This window comes from Pseudomonas sp. JAI115, from assembly GCF_014200835.1.
Lineage (GTDB): Bacteria > Pseudomonadota > Gammaproteobacteria > Pseudomonadales > Pseudomonadaceae > Aquipseudomonas > Aquipseudomonas putida_A.
The window spans coordinates 378,348-396,829 of the sequence record NZ_JACHCY010000005.1 but is presented as its reverse complement, the minus strand read 5'-3'; the positions used below and the strand labels follow the sequence as shown (position 1 = coordinate 396,829).

The window sequence follows — 18,482 nt, the reverse complement described above, 5'->3', positions numbered from 1 at the left end:
GGACCGCTATGCGCTCCATCGGGGATAAATCCCCTCACCACAATTGCATTTCAATTCCTGTTTCCCTCGGCGCACCAACTTGTTACCGAACGCCCCAGCGTGGCGCAAAACCACGCTTTCGTAACAGCCGCACACTTCCTCCACTCACCCCCGCAAAAATTTTCATCCACGCCGCAACCCTTGTCTCAGGCGCTCTACAGCCCTGTCCGCAATTTTTCTTGAGCGCCCCTCCAGCAAGTTGGCCGCTTGATTGCATATGCTTGTATGTACAAGTAAAGACGTATGCGTATAAGTCCGCAGCGTCCACTGATTCGCTTGTCGCGCATTGAGGCGCGCAGGCTGCTTGCCCACTGCCAGGGTTGGTTTGAATTGATCGCTGAGGAGTCTTTTTCGTGACTGACAATAAGCCTACAACTGCCGTTTATACAAAGAGACGTGACGTCGAAATCCGTGCATCGCGCGGCAACAAGCTGACCGCCAAGAGCTGGCTGACCGAAGCGCCGCTGCGCATGCTGATGAACAACCTCGATCCGGAAGTGGCCGAGAACCCGAAAGAGCTGGTGGTCTACGGTGGCATCGGTCGCGCTGCGCGTAACTGGGAGTGCTACGACAAGATCGTCGAAAGCCTGACCAATCTGAACGACGACGAGACGCTGCTGGTGCAATCGGGCAAACCGGTCGGCGTGTTCAAGACCCACAGCAACGCCCCGCGCGTATTGATCGCCAACTCCAACCTGGTGCCGCACTGGGCGAGCTGGGAACACTTCAACGAACTCGACGCCAAAGGCCTGGCCATGTACGGCCAGATGACCGCCGGCAGCTGGATCTACATCGGCAGCCAGGGCATCGTTCAGGGCACCTACGAAACCTTCGTCGAAGCCGGTCGTCAGCACTACAACGACAACCTCAAGGGCAAGTGGGTGCTGACCGCCGGTCTTGGCGGCATGGGCGGTGCTCAGCCACTCGCTGCAACCCTGGCTGGCGCCTGCTCGCTGAATATCGAATGCCAGCAGGTGAGCATCGATTTCCGCTTGAAAAGCCGCTACGTCGACGAGCAGGCCAAAGATCTCGATGACGCCCTGGCGCGCATCGCCAAATACACCGCCGAAGGCAAGGCGATCTCCATCGCCCTGCTGGGCAACGCGGCAGAAATTCTGCCAGAACTGGTCAAGCGCGGCGTGCGCCCGGACATGGTCACCGACCAGACCAGCGCCCACGACCCACTCAACGGTTACCTGCCGGCTGGCTGGACCTGGGACGAATACCGCGCCCGCGCCAAGACCGAGCCGGCCGCTGTGATCAAAGCCGCCAAGCAGTCGATGGCTGTCCACGTCAAAGCGATGCTGGACTTCCAGAAGCAAGGCATTCCGACCTTCGACTACGGCAACAACATCCGTCAGATGGCGCAGGAAGAAGGCGTGGAAAACGCGTTCGACTTCCCGGGCTTCGTCCCTGCCTACATCCGCCCACTGTTCTGCCGTGGCATCGGCCCGTTCCGCTGGGCGGCGCTGTCGGGTGATCCGCAGGACATCTACAAAACCGACGCCAAAGTCAAAGAACTGATCCCGGACGACGCGCACCTGCACAACTGGCTGGACATGGCCCGCGAGCGCATCAGCTTTCAGGGTCTGCCGGCACGTATCTGCTGGGTCGGTCTGGGCCTGCGCGCCAAGCTCGGTCTGGCGTTCAACGAAATGGTGCGCAGCGGTGAGCTGTCAGCACCTATCGTGATCGGTCGCGACCACCTCGACTCCGGCTCCGTTGCCAGCCCGAACCGCGAAACCGAATCGATGCAGGACGGTTCCGACGCCGTGTCCGACTGGCCACTGCTCAACGCCCTGCTGAACACCGCGAGCGGCGCGACCTGGGTTTCCCTGCACCACGGCGGCGGCGTGGGCATGGGCTTCTCCCAGCACTCGGGCATGGTGATTGTCTGCGACGGTACTGACGAAGCGGCCGAGCGTATTGCGCGCGTGCTGCACAACGACCCGGCCACTGGCGTCATGCGTCACGCCGATGCCGGTTACCAGATCGCTATCGATTGTGCGAAGGAGCAGGGGCTGAACCTGCCGATGATTACCGGCGGCAAGTAACACAGATTCCTGTGGGAGCTGGCTTGCCAGCGATAGCGGTGGCACTGCCGGAATTGATGTTGAAGGTGCCGACGTCATCGCTGGCAAGCCAGCTCCCACAAGGGTTCGAGTAGGCTCGAGAGAACAATTAAAACAATCCACAGAGGTTGAATCATGGCTGTAACTCCCGATCGTGCAGGCAACAAACCGTTGATCGAAAGGCGTTCGATCGACTACATCCCGGAAGCGGAAAGACACGGTCGTCTGTTCAGCCAGTTCACCCTCTGGATGGGTGCGAATCTGCAAATCACTGCGATTGTCACCGGGGCTCTGGCCGTGGTGCTGGGCGGGGATGTGTTCTGGTCGTTGATCGGTCTGTTGATCGGTCAACTGCTGGGCGGCGGCGTAATGGCGCTGCACGCGGCGCAAGGGCCGAAGCTGGGTCTGCCGCAGATGATTTCCAGCCGCGTGCAATTTGGCGTGTATGGCGCGGCGATCCCGATCGTGCTGGTGTGCCTGATGTACCTGGGCTTCACCGCCACCGGTACGGTGCTGTCCGGCCAGGCGCTGGGCCAGTTGTTTGGCGTCAGCGACACCGTCGGCATTCTGTTGTTTGCCAGTGTCATCGTGGTGGTCACGGTGCTCGGTTATCGGGTGATCCACTGGATCGGCCGGGTTGCCAGTGTCATCGGCGTGATTGCCTTCGTGTATCTGTTCAGCCGTCTGCTGAGTCAGGTGGATGTGGGCGCACTGTTGCAGATCCGTCACTTCAGCTGGAGCAGCTTCCTGCTGGCGGTGTCGCTCGCGGCCTCCTGGCAGATCGCGTTCGGCCCTTATGTGGCTGACTATTCGCGTTACCTGCCGAGCAAGGTTTCCTCGGTGAAAACCTTCTTTGCCGCTGGCGCCGGTTCGGTCATCGGCGCGCAGGTGGCGATGGTCCTCGGCGTGTTCGCGGCAGCTTCGGCCAACGGCCAGTTTGCCGGTCACGAAGTGGCCTACATCGTCGGACTGGGCGGCACCGGTGCCACGGCGGCGCTGCTGTACTTCAGCATCGCGTTCGGCAAGGTGACCATCTCGACGCTGAACTCCTACGGCAGCTTCATGTGCATCGCCACCATCATCAGTGGTTTCAAAGGGCACCTGACCGTTACGCGTATGCAGCGTCTGGTGTTCGTGCTGGTGATCGTCGGCGCGGCAACCCTGATCGCCTTGCTCGGTCAGCATTCGTTCCTCGGTGCGTTCAAGTCGTTCATCCTGTTCCTGCTGGCGTTCTTCACGCCATGGAGCGCGATCAACCTGGTCGACTACTACTGCATCACCCGCGAGCGCTACGACGTGCCGGCGCTGGCCGATCCGAACGGTCGCTACGGGCGCTGGAACCTGCTCGGGATCAGCGTCTATGTGTTCGGCGTGCTGGTGCAACTGCCGTTCATCTCCACCAAGTTCTACACCGGCCCGCTGGTGGCCGCCCTCGGTGATGTGGATATCTCCTGGATCATCGGTCTGGTGCTGCCTGCTGCCCTCTACTACGTGTGCGCAAAAAAATGGCACGGCTCAGTGCCTGATCAACTGATTCTGCCGGTCGAGCAGAACAGCGTTGTACCACCTGAAAAAAGTGGGGCCGGGCGCGCTGCGGCGCAGGCCTGATTGGACGTGGACAGGGCTGGATGCCTCTTGACTGCCGTAAGCCAATTCATGATTAGGAGCGTCGCAACAATGAAATCGAACAAGACCCTGCTCACCACACTGTTGTCCATGGGCCTGCTGGCCAGTGCCGGTGCCACTCAGGCAGCCGGTTGGTGCGAGTCCGGTAAACCGGTGAAATTCGCCGGTCTGAACTGGGAAAGCGGCATGCTGCTGACCGACGTGCTGCAAGTGGTGCTGGAGAAAGGTTACGACTGCAAGACCGACAGCCTGCCGGGCAACTCCATCACCATGGAGAACGCCCTGAGCAGCAACGACATTCAAGTGTTCGCCGAAGAATGGGTCGGCCGCAGCGAAGTCTGGAACAAGGCCGAGAAGGCCGGCAAGGTCGTCGGTGTCGGCGCCCCGATCGTCGGCGCTATCGAAGGCTGGTACGTGCCGCGCTACGTGATCGAAGGCGACGCCAAACGCAAGATCGAGGCAAAAGCCCCGGAGCTGAAAAACATCGCCGACCTGGGCAAGTACGCGGCTGTTTTCAAAGACGCCGAAGAGCCGTCCAAGGGCCGTTTCTACAACTGCCCGGCGGGCTGGACCTGCGAGCTGGACAACAGCGAAATGCTCAAGAGCTACGGCCTGGAAAACACCTACACCAACTTCCGCCCGGGCACAGGACCTGCGCTGGATGCGGCGGTGCTGTCGAGCTACAAGCGTGGCGAGCCGATCCTGTTCTATTACTGGTCGCCAACCCCGCTAATGGGCCAGATCGACGCGGTCAAGCTTGAAGAAAAAACGGGCGTCGACAAGAGCGTGAGCATCAAGGTCGGCCTGTCGAAAACCTTCCACGAGCAGGCGCCAGAACTGGTGGCCGTGCTGGAAAAGGTCAATCTGCCGATCGACCTGCTGAACCAGAACCTGGGCCGCATGGCGAAGGAACGTATCGAGTCGCCAAAACTGGCGAAAATCTTCCTCAAGGAACATCCTGAGGTCTGGCACGCGTGGGTCAGTGACGACGCAGCCAAGAAAATCGACGCGGCGCTGTAGGTCGATACCTCCCGGTCAACCGTGAGGCTGGCCGGGAGATATGCCGTAAATCGCTTGATTGAGATTTCTGATTGAGAGCCGCTTATGTTTCCCGAAAGCTTTACCTTTTCCATCGCCGACTGGGTCAACGGTTGGGTCGATTCGCTGGTCACCAACTACGGTGATGTGTTCCGCCACATCTCGGACACCCTGCTGTGGGCCATCGTCAACCTCGAAGGCCTGCTGCGCGCGGCGCCGTGGTGGTTGATGCTGGCGATCGTCGGCGTCGTCGCCTGGCACGCCACGCGTAAAGTCGTGACCACCGCCGTCATCGTCGGTCTGCTGTTCCTCGTCGGTGCTGTCGGCCTGTGGGACAAGCTCATGCAGACCCTGGCGCTGATGATGGTCGCGACGATCATTTCGGTGCTGATCGGCATTCCGCTGGGGATCCTTTCGGCGCGCAGCAATCGCTTGCGTTCGGTGCTGATGCCGCTGCTCGACATCATGCAGACCATGCCCAGCTTCGTGTACCTGATTCCGGTGCTGATGCTGTTCGGTCTGGGCAAGGTCCCGGCGATTTTCGCCACGGTGATCTACGCCGCGCCGCCGCTGATTCGCCTGACCGATCTGGGCATCCGCCAGGTCGATGGTGAAGTGATGGAAGCGATCAACGCTTTCGGTGCCAACCGCTGGCAGCAACTGTTCGGCGTGCAACTGCCGCTGGCCCTGCCGAGCATCATGGCCGGGATCAACCAGACCACCATGATGGCCCTGTCGATGGTGGTGATCGCGTCGATGATCGGCGCCCGTGGTTTGGGTGAAGACGTGCTGGTGGGGATTCAGACCCTCAACGTCGGACGCGGCCTCGAAGCCGGTCTGGCGATCGTGATTCTCGCAGTGGTCATCGACCGCATTACTCAGGCGTACGGTCGGCCACGGCATGAGGTGAGCAAATGAAAAACGCAACCGTGAGCAAGATCGAAGTCAAAAACGTCTTCAAGATTTTCGGCAACCGCGCCAAGGACGCACTGGCGATGGTCGGCCAGGGCAAGACCAAGGATCAGGTGCTGAACGAAACCGGTTGCGTGGTCGGGGTCAACGACCTGTCGCTGAGCATCGGCACCGGTGAGATCTTCGTGATCATGGGCCTGTCCGGCTCCGGCAAATCGACCCTGGTGCGCCACTTCAATCGCCTGATCGACCCCACCAGCGGCGCGATCCTGGTCGACGGCGTGGACATCCTGCAATACGACATGGAAGCGCTGCGCGAATTTCGCCGGCACAAGATCAGCATGGTGTTCCAGAGCTTCGGCCTGCTGCCGCACAAGACCGTGATCGAGAACGTCGCCTACGGCCTGAAAGTGCGCGGCGAGAGCAAGCAACTGTGCGCTGAGCGCGCGTTGCACTGGATCAACACCGTGGGCCTCAAAGGCTACGAAAACAAATATCCGCACCAGCTCTCCGGCGGCATGCGCCAGCGCGTGGGCCTGGCCCGGGCACTGGCGGCGGACACCGACATCATCCTGATGGACGAAGCGTTCAGTGCGCTGGACCCGTTGATCCGCGCTGAGATGCAGGACCAGTTGCTGGAGCTGCAAAAGACCCTGCACAAGACCATCGTCTTCATCACTCACGACCTCGACGAGGCCGTGCGCATTGGCAACCGCATCGCGATTCTCAAGGACGGCCGCCTGATTCAGGTTGGCACCCCGAGAGAGATCCTGCATTCGCCGGCGGATGAGTATGTCGACCGGTTTGTGCAGCGGCGGGCGGCAGTAGTCTGATATGGATTGCCTTTGTGGCGAGGGGATTTATCCCCGATGGGTGGCGAAGCCGCCCCCAAACATTGCATGCGGCGCACCTGAAACATCCTGGCTGCAGGTTTTGGGGCTGCTGCGCAGCCCATCGGGGATAAATCCCCTCACCACAGGTTTTGTATCAAAGAATTGGTATGAGGTTTTAGATGTCCCAGGCTGAAAAAATCATCATCACCGGCAACCCCCTGCGTTGGCAGGACGTGGTCGCCGTCGCCCGTCACGGCGCGCAACTGGAGTTATCGAGCGAGACCTGGGCGCGCATCGAAAACGCTCAGGCCATCGTCCAGCGCATCGTCGAAAGCGGCGAGCGTGCCTATGGCGTCAACACCGGTCTGGGTGGTCTGTCCAACGTTTCGCTGAAGGACGAACAGCTCAGCCAGCTCTCACGCAACACCCTGCTCAGCCACGCCTGCGGCGTCGGCCCGGTGCTGCCTGATGAGCAAACCCGGGCAATCATTTGCGCCGCAATCCACAACTACAGCCACGGCAAATCCGGCATTCACCGGCGGGTGGTCGAAGCGTTGCTGGCGCTGCTCAATCGCGGCATCACCCCGCAGGTTCCGTCGCAAGGTTCGGTGGGTTACCTGACGCACATGGCGCACATCGGCATCGCGCTGCTGGGCGTGGGCAATGTCAGCTATCGCGGGCAGATCACTTCGGCGCAACAGGCGCTGGCCGAAGAAGGCCTGCAACCGGTGCAACTCGGCGCGAAAGACGGTCTGTGCCTGGTCAACGGTACGCCGTGCATGACCGGCCTCAGCTGCCTGGCGATTGCCGACGCGACGCGTCTGGTGCAATGGGCCGATGTGATCGGCGCCATGAGTTTCGAAGCGCAGCGCGGGCAGATCGCCGCGTTCGATGCCGAGATCATCGCGCTCAAGCCGCACCCCGGCATGCAGCAGGTCGGTAGCAACCTGCGCGCCTTGCTCGATGGCAGTGAAGTGATCGCGACCAGCAAAGGCATTCGCACTCAGGATGCGCTGAGCATCCGTTCGATCCCGCAGGTACACGGTGCGGCGCGCGACCAACTGGAGCACGCGATCAAACAGGTCGAGGCCGAGCTCAACGGTTGCACCGATAACCCGTTGCTGCTGGGCACGCCGTACAACTTCCGGGTGATGTCGCAGGCCAACCCGCACGGTCAGTCAGTGGCGATGGCAGCGGATCTGCTGGCGATTGCCATGGCTGAAATCGGCTCGATTGCCGAGCGCCGCCTCGATCGTCTGGTCAACCCACACGTCAGCGGTCTGCCGGCGTTTCTGGTGGCCAATCCGGGGGTGAACTCCGGAATGATGATCGTGCAATACGTCGCCGCTTCGCTATGTGCCGAGAATCGCCAACTGGCGCAACCGGCGGTGCTCGACAACTACGTCACCTCGGGCCTGCAGGAAGACCACCTGAGCATGGGCACCAGCGCTGCACTGAAGCTGCACCGCGCCCTGGAAAACTGCACGCAGATTCTCGCCATCGAGTACCTGCTGGCGGCGCAGGCCTTTGAATTCCTCAAGGAGCAGCGCTTTGGTGCTGGCACTGACCGGGCGTGGCGCCTGCTGCGCGAAACCGTCCCGGCCTACGATCAGGATCGCTGGCTGGCGCCGGATATCGCCGCCGCCGCGAGCGTTCTGAAACACCCGAATGCGCTGCACAACGTATTACCGAATCTGCACTGACAACTACCCATACCAGCGTGCCAAGGCGCGGATCGTCCACAAGACGAGAAACGACGGATAACGGAATGCTCCGGAGCGACTGGTAGTTAATAACAATGTTCAAAAGGAGCATTTTAATGACTGCGCTGAACCTGATTCCCGGCCAACTGAGCCTGGCCCAACTGCGTGATGTCTATCAGCAACCGGTCAAGCTGACCCTCGACCACAGTGCTGCGGCGCAGATCGAGGCCAGCGTCGCCTGCGTCGAGCAGATCCTCGCCGAGAACCGCACCGCCTACGGCATCAACACCGGCTTCGGCCTGCTGGCGTCGACCCGCATCGCCAGCGAAGACCTGGAAAACCTGCAGCGTTCGCTGGTGCTGTCGCACGCCGCCGGTGTCGGCCAGCCGATCAGCGATGAGCTGGTGCGCTTGATCATGGTGCTCAAGGTCAACAGCCTCAGCCGTGGTTTTTCCGGCATCCGCCGCGTGGTGATCGACGCGCTGATCGCGCTGATCAACGCCGAGGTTTATCCGCATATTCCGCTCAAGGGTTCGGTGGGTGCATCCGGTGACCTCGCGCCATTGGCGCACATGTCGCTGGTGCTGCTGGGCGAAGGCAAGGCGCGTTACAAGGGCGAGTGGATGGAAGCCACCGAAGCGCTGAAAGTCGCCGGTCTGACCCCGCTGACCCTGGCGGCGAAAGAAGGTCTGGCGCTGCTCAACGGTACTCAGGTGTCCACTGCATTTGCCCTACGCGGTCTGTTTGAAGGTGAAGACCTGTTTGCCGGTGCGCTGGCAATCGGCGGTCTGACGGTTGAGGCGGTGCTCGGTTCGCGCTCGCCGTTCGACGCACGTATTCACGCCGCTCGTGGCCAGAAAGGCCAGATCGATGCTGCAGTCGCATATCGCGATCTGCTCGGCGAGCGCAGCGAAGTGTCCGATTCGCACCAGAACTGCGAGAAGGTTCAGGACCCGTACTCCTTGCGTTGCCAGCCACAAGTCATGGGCGCCTGCCTGACCCAGTTCCGTCAGGCCGCCGATGTGCTGGTGGTCGAAGCCAACGCGGTGTCCGACAACCCGTTGGTGTTCGCCGCTGAAGGCGATGTGATTTCCGGTGGCAACTTCCACGCCGAGCCGGTGGCCATGGCCGCCGACAACATGGCCTTGGCCATCGCTGAAATCGGCTCGCTGAGCGAACGCCGTATCTCGCTGATGATGGACAAGCACATGTCGCAACTGCCGCCGTTCCTGGTGGCCAATGGCGGGGTCAACTCCGGCTTCATGATCGCTCAGGTGACCGCCGCAGCACTGGCCAGCGAGAACAAGGCGCTGTCCCATCCGCATTCGGTCGACAGCCTGCCGACCTCGGCCAACCAGGAAGACCACGTGTCGATGGCTCCGGCCGCCGGCAAGCGCCTGTGGGAAATGGCCGAGAACACCCGCGGGATTCTCGCGGTGGAATGGCTGGCGGCGGTGCAGGGGCTGGATCTGCGTAACGGTCTGAAGACTTCGGCCAAGCTGGAGCAGGCGCGGGCGATTCTGCGCAAGGAAGTGCCGTTCTATGAGAAGGACCGCTTCTTTGCGCCGGACATCAATGCGGCGACTGAGCTGTTGGCTTCGCGCTGCCTGACCGAGCTGGTTCCGGCGAAATTGCTGCCTAGCCTGTAATGGCCTCTTCGCGAGCAGGCTCGCTCCCACAGGAGAATGCATTTCAACTGTGGGAGCGAGCCTGCTCGCGAAATCGATTTTGAATACTGTGGAGACTAAGGGATGAAAACCCTCTGGCAACACTGCCACGTCGCAACCATGGCGCAAGGCGTCTACTCGATCATCGAGGATGCGGCCATCGTGACGTCCGGTGCGCACATCGAGTGGATCGGCCCGCGCAATCAATTGCCCTCTGGCGAATACCCGGCGGTCAACGACCTGCAAGGCGCGTGGGTCACCCCCGGCCTGATCGACTGCCACACACACACGGTGTTCGGTGGCAACCGCAGCGGCGAATTCGAGAAACGCCTGCAAGGCGTCAGCTACGCCGAGATCGCGGCGCAGGGCGGCGGTATCGCCAGCACTGTGCGCGCCACCCGTGAAGCGAGCGAAGACGAGCTGTTCGCCAGCGCCGCCAAGCGTTTGAAAAGCCTGATGCGCGACGGCGTGACCACGGTCGAGATGAAGTCCGGCTACGGTCTGGATCTGGCCAGTGAACGCAAGATCCTGCGGGTCATTCGCCGGCTCGCCGCGCAACTGCCGATCAGCGTGCGCAGCACCTGTCTGGCCGCCCACGCCTTGCCGCCGGAGTACAAGGATCGCGCTGACGACTACATCGAGCACATCTGCGCCGAGATGCTTCCCGCTTTGGCCGCCGAAGGTCTGATCGATGCCGTGGATGCGTTCTGCGAGTACCTGGCGTTCTCGCCGGAGCAGGTCGAGCGGGTGTTCATCACCGCGCAAAAGCTTGGTCTGCCGGTAAAGCTGCATGCCGAACAATTGTCGTCGCTGCATGGCTCCAGCCTGGCCGCGCGCTACAAGGCGTTGTCCGCCGATCATCTGGAGTTCATGGATGAAGACGACGCCATCGCCATGGCCAAAGCCGACACCGTCGCCGTGCTGTTGCCGGGCGCGTTCTATTTCCTTCGCGAAACCCGGTTGCCACCGATGGACGCCCTGCGCAAGCACAAGGTGAAAATCGCCATCGCCAGCGACCTCAACCCCGGCACCTCGCCGGCGCTGTCGTTGCGCCTGATGCTGAACATGGCCTGCACCTGCTTCCGCATGACCCCGGAAGAAGCCTTGGCGGGCGCGACCCTCCACGCGGCGCAAGCGCTGGGCATGGCTGACACCCACGGTTCGCTGGAAGTCGGCAAGGTCGCGGATTTTGTCGCCTGGCAGATCGACCGCCCGGCGGACCTGGCCTATTGGCTCGGGGGCGATCTGGACAAACGCGTCGTGCGTCACGGCGTTGAATCAAGTCTGTAGGAGAGCGGTTGTGGATAAGGTTCTGAACTTCAAACAAGGTCGCGTGCCGCTGCTGATCAGCATGCCTCACGCTGGCGTACGTCTGACCCCGGCGGTCGAAGCCGGGCTGATCGCGGACGCGAAAAGCCTGCCGGACACCGACTGGCACATTCCGCAGCTTTACGATTTTGCCGAGGCGTTGGGCGCCAGCACGTTGGCCGCCGAGTACTCGCGGTTTGTCATCGACCTGAACCGCCCGTCCGACGACAAACCGCTGTACGCCGGCGCCACCACCGGGCTGTACCCAGCGACGCTGTTCGATGGCATTCCGTTGTTCCGCGAAGGGCTCGAGCCCTCCAAAGCCGAGCGGGCGACCTATCTGGAACAGATCTGGACGCCCTATCACCGCACCCTGCAGCAAGAGCTGGCGCGGCTGAAGGCCGAGTTCGGCTATGCGCTGCTGTTCGACGCGCATTCGATCCGTTCGATCATCCCGCACCTGTTCGACGGCAAACTGCCGGATTTCAACCTTGGCACCTTCAACGGCGCCAGTTGCGATCCACAATTGGCGACGCAACTGGAAGCCATCTGCGCCCGTCACGATCATTACAGCCACGTGCTCAACGGACGCTTCAAGGGCGGCCACATCACCCGCCATTACGGCAACCCCGCCGAGAACATCCACGCCGTGCAACTGGAGTTGTGCCAGAGCACCTACATGGAAGAGTTCGAACCGTTCCGCTACCGCGCCGATCTGGCAGAGCCGACGCGGGTGGTGCTCAAGGAGTTGCTGCAGGGCCTGCTGGCCTGGGCAAAGTCGCACTACACCGCATAACCCACTGTGGGAGCGGGCTTGCTCGCGAAGGCGTCCGTTCAGCCAGCATCTACGTTGAATGGCACACCGCATTCGCGAGCAGGCTCGCTCCCACAGGATGGTGGATAGCCTGCGAAGTTTACGGCTGACAAACGCTGACTGCTCTGGAGCATGCTCATTGACGTAAATCGGGTTTATGATGCCGAACGGCAGAATAATAGAAGTCCCCCCAGGGATGACCTCGACCCCTTACGGAGCGCGCAATGCAGACATTGTTTCCGCAGATCAAACCCCACGCCCGGCACGATCTGGCTGTCGATGACACCCACACGCTGTACGTCGATGAAAGCGGCTCGCCGGAAGGCTTGCCGGTGGTGTTCATCCACGGCGGCCCGGGTGCCGGTTGCGACGCGCAGAGCCGTCGCTATTTCGATCCGAACCTGTACCGCATTGTCACCTTCGACCAGCGCGGCTGCGGACGCTCCACCCCGCACGCCAGCCTGGAAAACAACACCACCTGGGATCTGGTCGCCGACCTCGAGCGTATCCGCAAGCACCTGGGCATCGATAAATGGGTGCTGTTCGGCGGTTCGTGGGGTTCGACCTTGGCGCTGGCCTACGCGCAAACCCACCCGGAGCGCGTACACGGTCTGATCCTGCGAGGGATCTTTCTCTGCCGCCCGCAGGAAATCGAGTGGTTCTATCAGGCCGGTGCCAGCCGTCTGTTTCCCGATTACTGGCAGGACTACATTGCGCCGATCCCGCTGGACGAGCGCGACGATCTGCTCAGCGCTTTCCACAAGCGCCTCGTCGGCAACGACCAGATTGCCCAGATGCACGCGGCCAAGGCCTGGTCGACGTGGGAAGGGCGCACCGCGACCCTGCGCCCGAACCCGCTGGTGGTCGACCGTTTCTCCGAGCCGCAGCGCGCCCTGTCGATTGCGCGGATCGAGTGTCACTACTTCACCAATAACGCGTTCCTCGAGCCAAATCAGCTGATCCGCGACATGGGCAAGATCGCCCACCTGCCGGGGGTGATCATTCACGGTCGCTACGACGTGATCTGCCCGTTGGACAACGCCTGGGAACTGCATCAGGCCTGGCCGAACAGCGAGCTGCAGGTGATTCGCGACGCCGGTCACGCCGCCTCCGAGCCGGGCATCACCGATGCGCTGGTGCGAGCCGCGAGCAACATGGCCCGGCGCCTGCTCGACCTGCCGCCCGAAGAAGCATGAAGGGGCTGTTACAGCGCGTGCGCGGTGCACGGGTCGAAGTCGCTGGAGAGATAGTCGGCGCGGTGGATCAGGGTTTGCTGGTGCTGGTGGCGGTCGAACCCGACGACACGCGTACCAGTGCCGACAAACTTTTGCATAAGCTGCTTAACTATCGGGTATTCAGTGACGCCGAGGGCAAGATGAATCTGTCCCTGGCGGATGTGGGCGGCGGGTTGCTGCTGGTCTCTCAGTTCACCCTGGCTGCCGACACCAGGAGCGGGTTGCGTCCGAGTTTCTCGACCGCGGCCCCTCCGGCATTGGGCGAGGAATTGTTCGACTATCTATTCAGCAAAGCGAAACAGATGCATGGCACTGTGGCATCAGGTAGATTCGGCGCGGATATGCAGGTGCACCTGGTCAACGATGGCCCGGTAACCTTCCTGTTACAGACATGAAAGCGCTTGAAACATCTTTTCAAGGGCTTTTCGACTGAAAACAGGCGTTTTTCGCGATAAATACTTTGTTACCCCTGATGCGTTGTCACGCGGGCTACTAGATAATCGCGCGCTATGGGGATCAGCGTTCGCTGTTCCATTTTTGACTTAGGTAGAGACTTGTCTGGATCCGATTGGGGAATCATTTTGCCCCAGCGGAGTCGGAACAATGCTCGCCAACCTGGCATATAGATAGCTGGCCGTTGGTTTTTTGATCTGTTTTCGGCGAGGGTTGCTCGTGATTGTTAGTCCCTGTAATGCAGCAAAAATGTCTGCCAAACGCATGCGAAGTGCCCTGGTAGCCGGCTCGGCGCTCCTGTGCCTGCTCAGCGCCGGCCAGCTTTGGGCGTTCAATCTTGACGATGTATCAGCCAAGGCTAAAGAGCTGGCCGGGCAGAAGTTCGAAGCCCCGCGCAGCAACCTGCCGAACGAATTCCGTGACATGAAGTTCGCGGATTATCAGAAAATCCGCTTCCTCACCGAAAAGGCTGAGTGGGCCGATCAGAAGACACCTTTCAAGCTGTCCTTCTATCACCAGGGCATGCACTTCGATACGCCGGTGAAAATCAACGAAATCACGGCGAACACCGTCGAAGAGATCAAATACGATCCGACCCGCTTCGATTTCGGCGACCTCAAGTTCGATCCGAAAGCCACTGAGCAACTGGGCTACGCCGGTTTCCGTGTGCTGTACCCGATCAACAAGGCCGACAAACAAGACGAAATCATGACCATGCTCGGCGCGAGCTACTTCCGCGTCGTCGGCAAGGGTCACACTTACGGTCTGTCGGCCCGTGGTCTGGCGATCGACACCGCACTGCCGTCGGGCGAAGAATTCCCGCGTTTCCGCGAGTTCTGGATTCAGCAGCCGAAGCCGGGTGACAAGCATCTGGTGATCTTCGCCCTGCTTGATTCGCCGCGCGCCACCGGTGCCTATCGCCTGATCCTGCGTCCGGGCAGCGACACCATTGTCGACGTCAAGGCGCAGATGTTCCTGCGTGACAAGGTCGGCAAACTGGGCATCGCACCGTTGACCAGCATGTTCCTGTTCGGCGCCAACCAGCCGTCGAAAGTCCTCAACTACCGTCGTGAACTGCACGACTCCAGCGGTCTGTCGATCCATGCCGGCAACGGCGAGTGGATCTGGCGTCCGCTGAACAACCCGAAACACCTGGCCGTGAGCAACTTCAGCGTCGAGAACCCGCGTGGTTTCGGTCTGCTGCAGCGTGGCCGCGACTTCAGCCACTACGAAGACCTCGACGACCGCTATGACAAGCGCCCAAGCGCCTGGATCGAGCCGAAGGGCGAGTGGGGCAAGGGCACCGTTGATCTGGTAGAGATTCCGACTGCCGACGAAACCAACGACAACATCGTTGCGTTCTGGAGCCCGGAAACCATGCCGGAGCCAGGCAAGCCGCTGGACTTCGCCTACCGCCTGCACTGGACCATGGACGAAGCGGCGATTCACGCCCCCGACAGCGCCTGGGTCAAGCAGACCCTGCGTTCGACCGGTGACGTCAAGCAGTCGAACCTGATCCGTCAACCGGATGGCAGCGTAGCCTACCTGGTCGACTTCGAAGGTCCATCGCTGGCGGCTCTGGCCCCGGATGCCGATGTGCGCAGTCAGGTCAGCGTTGGCGATAACGCCGAACTGGTCGAGAACAGCGTGCGTTACAACCCGGAAACCAAGGGCTGGCGCCTGACCCTGCGCATGAAGATCAAGGACGCGAGCAAGTCCACCGAGATGCGGGCCGCCCTGGTACAGCCAGTGGTCACCGCTGATCTGGCCAAGTCTTCGGTACCGGCGTCGAACTCGTCGGTGGCCAAGGCGGACAAGGTCGCGGCCAAGCAACAAGAGAAAGACGAGAAGGAAGCCAAGGCAGCCGAGGCCAAACAGGCCGACGCCAAGCCAGCCGCAGATGCCAAGGACAAGGCCAACAAAGACGCCAAGCAGCCAGCGGCTGCGAACGCGGCCCCAGCCACACCGGAATCGGCACCGACTGAAGAAGTCCTGACCGAGACCTGGAGCTATCAGTTGCCTGCCGATGAGTAACTCTCAAGTACAGCCAGAGACTCTGTCCGAGTATCTGGCGCATCTGCCGATGACCGACGAGCAGCGCGCGGAACTCGCGGGCTGCCAGTCCTTCAGCGAACTGCACCAGCGTCTGTCGTCGCCGACGTTCGACGCGCCTGCCGAAGCCGCCCAGGCTTCGGTGGGCAAGCGCCTGACCCTGAGCACCGCCGAGGAGCTGGAAGAGGCGGAAATGCTGGTGCTCGACGCCAGCGGTCGGGTCAGCATGAAGGCGACTCCGCCGATCCGTCGGACCAAAGTCGTGCCGGAGCCTTGGCGCACCAATATTCTGGTGCGTGGCTGGCGCCGCCTGACCGGGCGCACCAACCCGCCGCAGCCGCCGAAGGACGAAAACGTCTTGCCGGCAGCGCGCTGGCGCACGGTTGGTTCGATTCGACGTTACATTCTGTTGCTGCTGATGCTCGGTCAGACCATCGTTGCCGGCTGGTACATGAAAGGCATCATGCCGTACCAGGGCTGGTCGTTCGTCGATCTGGACGAAGTGCTGCACCAGCCGCTGCTGCAAACCGCCACGCAAGTGCTGCCGTATGCGCTGCAGACCAGCATCCTGATCCTGTTCGGGATTCTGTTCTGCTGGGTCTCGGCCGGTTTCTGGACGGCACTGATGGGCTTCCTCGAGTTGCTCACCGGTCACGATAAATACCGTATCTCCGGCAAAAGCGCCGGCAACGAGCCGATTCCGAAAGACGCCCGTACTGCGCTGGTAATGCCGATCTGCAACGAAGACGTGCCTCGGGTATTCGCCGGTCTGCGCGCCACCTTCGAGTCGGTCGCCGCTACCGGTGATCTGGATCGCTTCGACTTCTTCGTCCTCAGCGACAGTAACGACACCGATATCTGCGTCGCCGAGCAGCAAGCCTGGCTGGACGTCTGCCGTGAAGCCAAGGGCTTCGGCAAGATCTTCTATCGCCGCCGTCGTCGCCGTGTGAAACGCAAGAGCGGCAACCTCGACGACTTCTGCCGTCGCTGGGGTGGTGACTACAAGTACATGGTCGTGCTCGACGCCGACTCGGTGATGAGCGGCGAGTGCCTGACCAGTCTGGTGCGTCTGATGGAAGCCACGCCGGACGCCGGGATCATCCAGACCGCGCCGCGAGCGTCGGGCATGGACACCCTGTATGCGCGCATGCAGCAGTTCGCTACCCGCGTGTACGGTCCGCTGTTCACCGCCGGTCTGCACTTCTGGCAGTTGGGTGAATCCCACTACTGGGGTCACAACGCGATCATCCGCATGAAGCCGTTCATCGACCACTGCGCCCTGGCGCCGTTGCCGGGTAAAGGTGCGTTCTCCGGTGCAATCCTGTCTCACGACTTCGTTGAAGCTGCGCTGATGCGCCGTGCCGGCTGGGGCGTGTGGATTGCCTACGATCTGCCGGGCAGCTACGAAGAACTGCCGCCGAACCTGCTCGACGAGCTCAAGCGTGACCGTCGCTGGTGCCACGGCAACCTGATGAACTTCCGCCTGTTCCTGGTCAAAGGTATGCACCCGGTGCACCGCGCAGTGTTCCTCACCGGCGTGATGTCGTACCTGTCGGCGCCGTTGTGGTTCTTCTTCCTGGTGCTGTCGACCGCGCTGCTGGCGGTGAACACACTGATGGAGCCGCAGTACTTCCTGGAACCGCGTCAGCTTTATCCGCTGTGGCCACAATGGCACCCGGACAAGGCGATCGCGCTGTTCTCGACCACTATCGTGCTGCTGTTCCTGCCGAAGCTTTTGAGCATCATCCTCATCTGGGCCAAGGGCGCGAAAGAGTTCGGCGGCAAGTTCAAGGTGACCCTGTCGATGCTGCTGGAGATGCTGTTCTCCATGCTGCTGGCGCCGGTACGGATGATTTTCCACACCCGCTTCGTCCTCGCCGCGTTCCTCGGCTGGGCCGCGACCTGGAACTCGCCGCAACGTGACGACGACTCGACGCCATGGAGCGAGGCGGTCAAGCGCCACGGTCCGCAGACCTTGCTGGGTTTCTGCTGGGCACTGCTGGTGATCTGGCTGAACCCGAGCTTCCTCTGGTGGCTGGTGCCGATCGTCGGTTCGCTGATGCTGTCGATCCCGGTGTCGGTGATTTCCAGCCGTGTCGGTCTGGGCCTCAAATCCCGTGACGAGAGCCTGTTCCTCATCCCAGAGGAATACAATCCGCCACAGGCGCTGCTGGCGACCGATCAGTACACCCACGAGAACCGCTGGCACGCGCTGAACGACGGCTTCATCCGCGCCGTGGTCGATCCGCAGCAGAACGCCCTGGCGTGCTCGCTGGCGACCTCGCGTCACGGTCAGGCCGAGCCGATCGAGTGGCTGCGTCAGGAGCGTGTACGTCACGCGATCAAGGTCGGCCCGACCGGGCTGAACAACCATGATCGTCTGCAACTGCTGAGCGATCCGGTGGCCCTGGCCCGTCTGCACGAACTGGTCTGGGCCGAAGGCCACAACGAGTGGCTGGATGCCTGGCGCGCTTCGGTGAAAGCCGATCCGCATGCGCCGCTGCTGCCGCTCAAGCCTGTGAGTCTGCAGGCGCAACCGGCCTGATGAAGAAACCCCGCGAAAGCGGGGTTTTTTTTGTCCTGACGACAGCGGGCGCTGATCTGCAATCGATCAAAAAACCTTGTGCAAACGAACGAGTGCGTTAGCATCCGTCCCCGAATTGGCGCGCCCGGACGATCTTGTCCATTTCAGTCGGTTTTCGCGCCGCAATTGCAATGGTTTTGGGGACT

Annotated in this window: 13 protein-coding genes; all 13 read left to right on the top strand. The window is 61.5% G+C overall.

Annotated features, from left to right (window positions below):
• Positions 1-392: 392 nt before the first annotated feature.
• The 13 genes from hutU (at position 393) to mdoH (ending at position 18,297) form a co-directional block, all read left to right on the top strand.
• Complete coding sequence (hutU, locus tag HDC30_RS15150; RefSeq protein WP_183783819.1) at positions 393-2,093, top strand: urocanate hydratase; 1,701 nt, start codon at positions 393-395, stop codon at positions 2,091-2,093.
• A gap of 153 nt (positions 2,094-2,246) precedes the next feature.
• Positions 2,247-3,719, top strand: a complete 1,473-nt coding sequence (locus HDC30_RS15145; RefSeq protein WP_183783817.1) for a cytosine permease — start codon at positions 2,247-2,249, stop codon at positions 3,717-3,719.
• A gap of 69 nt (positions 3,720-3,788) precedes the next feature.
• Positions 3,789-4,757, top strand: a complete 969-nt coding sequence (locus HDC30_RS15140) for an ABC transporter substrate-binding protein (protein ID WP_183783815.1) — start codon at positions 3,789-3,791, stop codon at positions 4,755-4,757.
• An 84-nt stretch (positions 4,758-4,841) separates the two neighbouring features.
• Positions 4,842-5,693: a proline/glycine betaine ABC transporter permease gene (locus HDC30_RS15135; RefSeq protein ID WP_007949591.1), complete on the top strand. Its 852-nt coding sequence runs from the start codon at positions 4,842-4,844 to the stop codon at positions 5,691-5,693.
• Complete coding sequence (locus HDC30_RS15130) at positions 5,690-6,520, top strand: glycine betaine/L-proline ABC transporter ATP-binding protein (RefSeq protein WP_183783813.1); 831 nt, start codon at positions 5,690-5,692, stop codon at positions 6,518-6,520. Before HDC30_RS15135 ends, HDC30_RS15130 begins: the two co-directional genes overlap by 4 nt.
• 179 nt (positions 6,521-6,699) lie before the next feature.
• On the top strand, positions 6,700-8,223 hold the full coding sequence (gene hutH / locus HDC30_RS15125; protein WP_183783811.1) for a histidine ammonia-lyase: 1,524 nt from the start codon (positions 6,700-6,702) through the stop codon (positions 8,221-8,223).
• A 116-nt stretch (positions 8,224-8,339) separates the two neighbouring features.
• Positions 8,340-9,872 carry a histidine ammonia-lyase gene (gene hutH / locus HDC30_RS15120; RefSeq protein WP_097086987.1) on the top strand — a complete coding sequence of 511 codons (1,533 nt, stop codon included), beginning with the start codon at positions 8,340-8,342 and terminating at the stop codon, positions 9,870-9,872.
• A 102-nt stretch (positions 9,873-9,974) separates the two neighbouring features.
• Positions 9,975-11,180 (top strand): imidazolonepropionase, encoded by a 1,206-nt coding sequence (gene hutI / locus HDC30_RS15115; protein ID WP_183783809.1) that lies wholly within the window; start codon positions 9,975-9,977, stop codon positions 11,178-11,180.
• 10 nt (positions 11,181-11,190) lie between these two features.
• Positions 11,191-11,994, top strand: a complete 804-nt coding sequence (gene hutG, locus HDC30_RS15110; protein ID WP_183783807.1) for an N-formylglutamate deformylase — start codon at positions 11,191-11,193, stop codon at positions 11,992-11,994.
• A gap of 242 nt (positions 11,995-12,236) precedes the next feature.
• Positions 12,237-13,208, top strand: coding sequence for a prolyl aminopeptidase (gene pip / locus HDC30_RS15105; RefSeq protein WP_003220824.1), 972 nt, complete (start codon positions 12,237-12,239; stop codon positions 13,206-13,208).
• Positions 13,205-13,642: a D-aminoacyl-tRNA deacylase gene (dtd, locus tag HDC30_RS15100; protein WP_183783804.1), complete on the top strand. Its 438-nt coding sequence runs from the start codon at positions 13,205-13,207 to the stop codon at positions 13,640-13,642. Before pip ends, dtd begins: the two co-directional genes overlap by 4 nt.
• 307 nt (positions 13,643-13,949) lie before the next feature.
• Entirely contained in the window at positions 13,950-15,734 is a 1,785-nt protein-coding gene (locus HDC30_RS15095; protein ID WP_167734086.1) for a glucan biosynthesis protein G, read from the top strand.
• On the top strand, positions 15,727-18,297 hold the full coding sequence (gene mdoH / locus HDC30_RS15090; protein ID WP_183783802.1) for a glucans biosynthesis glucosyltransferase MdoH: 2,571 nt from the start codon (positions 15,727-15,729) through the stop codon (positions 18,295-18,297). Before HDC30_RS15095 ends, mdoH begins: the two co-directional genes overlap by 8 nt.
• Positions 18,298-18,482: the final 185 nt, after the last annotated feature.

Coding starts and splice junctions, on each gene's coding strand:
- dtd (WP_183783804.1), top strand. CDS start 13,205: ATGAAGGGGCTGTTACAGCGCGTGCGCGGTGCACGGGTCGAAGTCGCT.
- pip (WP_003220824.1), top strand. CDS start 12,237: ATGCAGACATTGTTTCCGCAGATCAAACCCCACGCCCGGCACGATCTG.
- mdoH (WP_183783802.1), top strand. CDS start 15,727: ATGAGTAACTCTCAAGTACAGCCAGAGACTCTGTCCGAGTATCTGGCG.
- HDC30_RS15135 (WP_007949591.1), top strand. CDS start 4,842: ATGTTTCCCGAAAGCTTTACCTTTTCCATCGCCGACTGGGTCAACGGT.
- HDC30_RS15095 (WP_167734086.1), top strand. CDS start 13,950: ATGTCTGCCAAACGCATGCGAAGTGCCCTGGTAGCCGGCTCGGCGCTC.
- hutI (WP_183783809.1), top strand. CDS start 9,975: ATGAAAACCCTCTGGCAACACTGCCACGTCGCAACCATGGCGCAAGGC.
- HDC30_RS15130 (WP_183783813.1), top strand. CDS start 5,690: ATGAAAAACGCAACCGTGAGCAAGATCGAAGTCAAAAACGTCTTCAAG.
- HDC30_RS15145 (WP_183783817.1), top strand. CDS start 2,247: ATGGCTGTAACTCCCGATCGTGCAGGCAACAAACCGTTGATCGAAAGG.
- hutH (WP_097086987.1), top strand. CDS start 8,340: ATGACTGCGCTGAACCTGATTCCCGGCCAACTGAGCCTGGCCCAACTG.
- hutH (WP_183783811.1), top strand. CDS start 6,700: ATGTCCCAGGCTGAAAAAATCATCATCACCGGCAACCCCCTGCGTTGG.
- HDC30_RS15140 (WP_183783815.1), top strand. CDS start 3,789: ATGAAATCGAACAAGACCCTGCTCACCACACTGTTGTCCATGGGCCTG.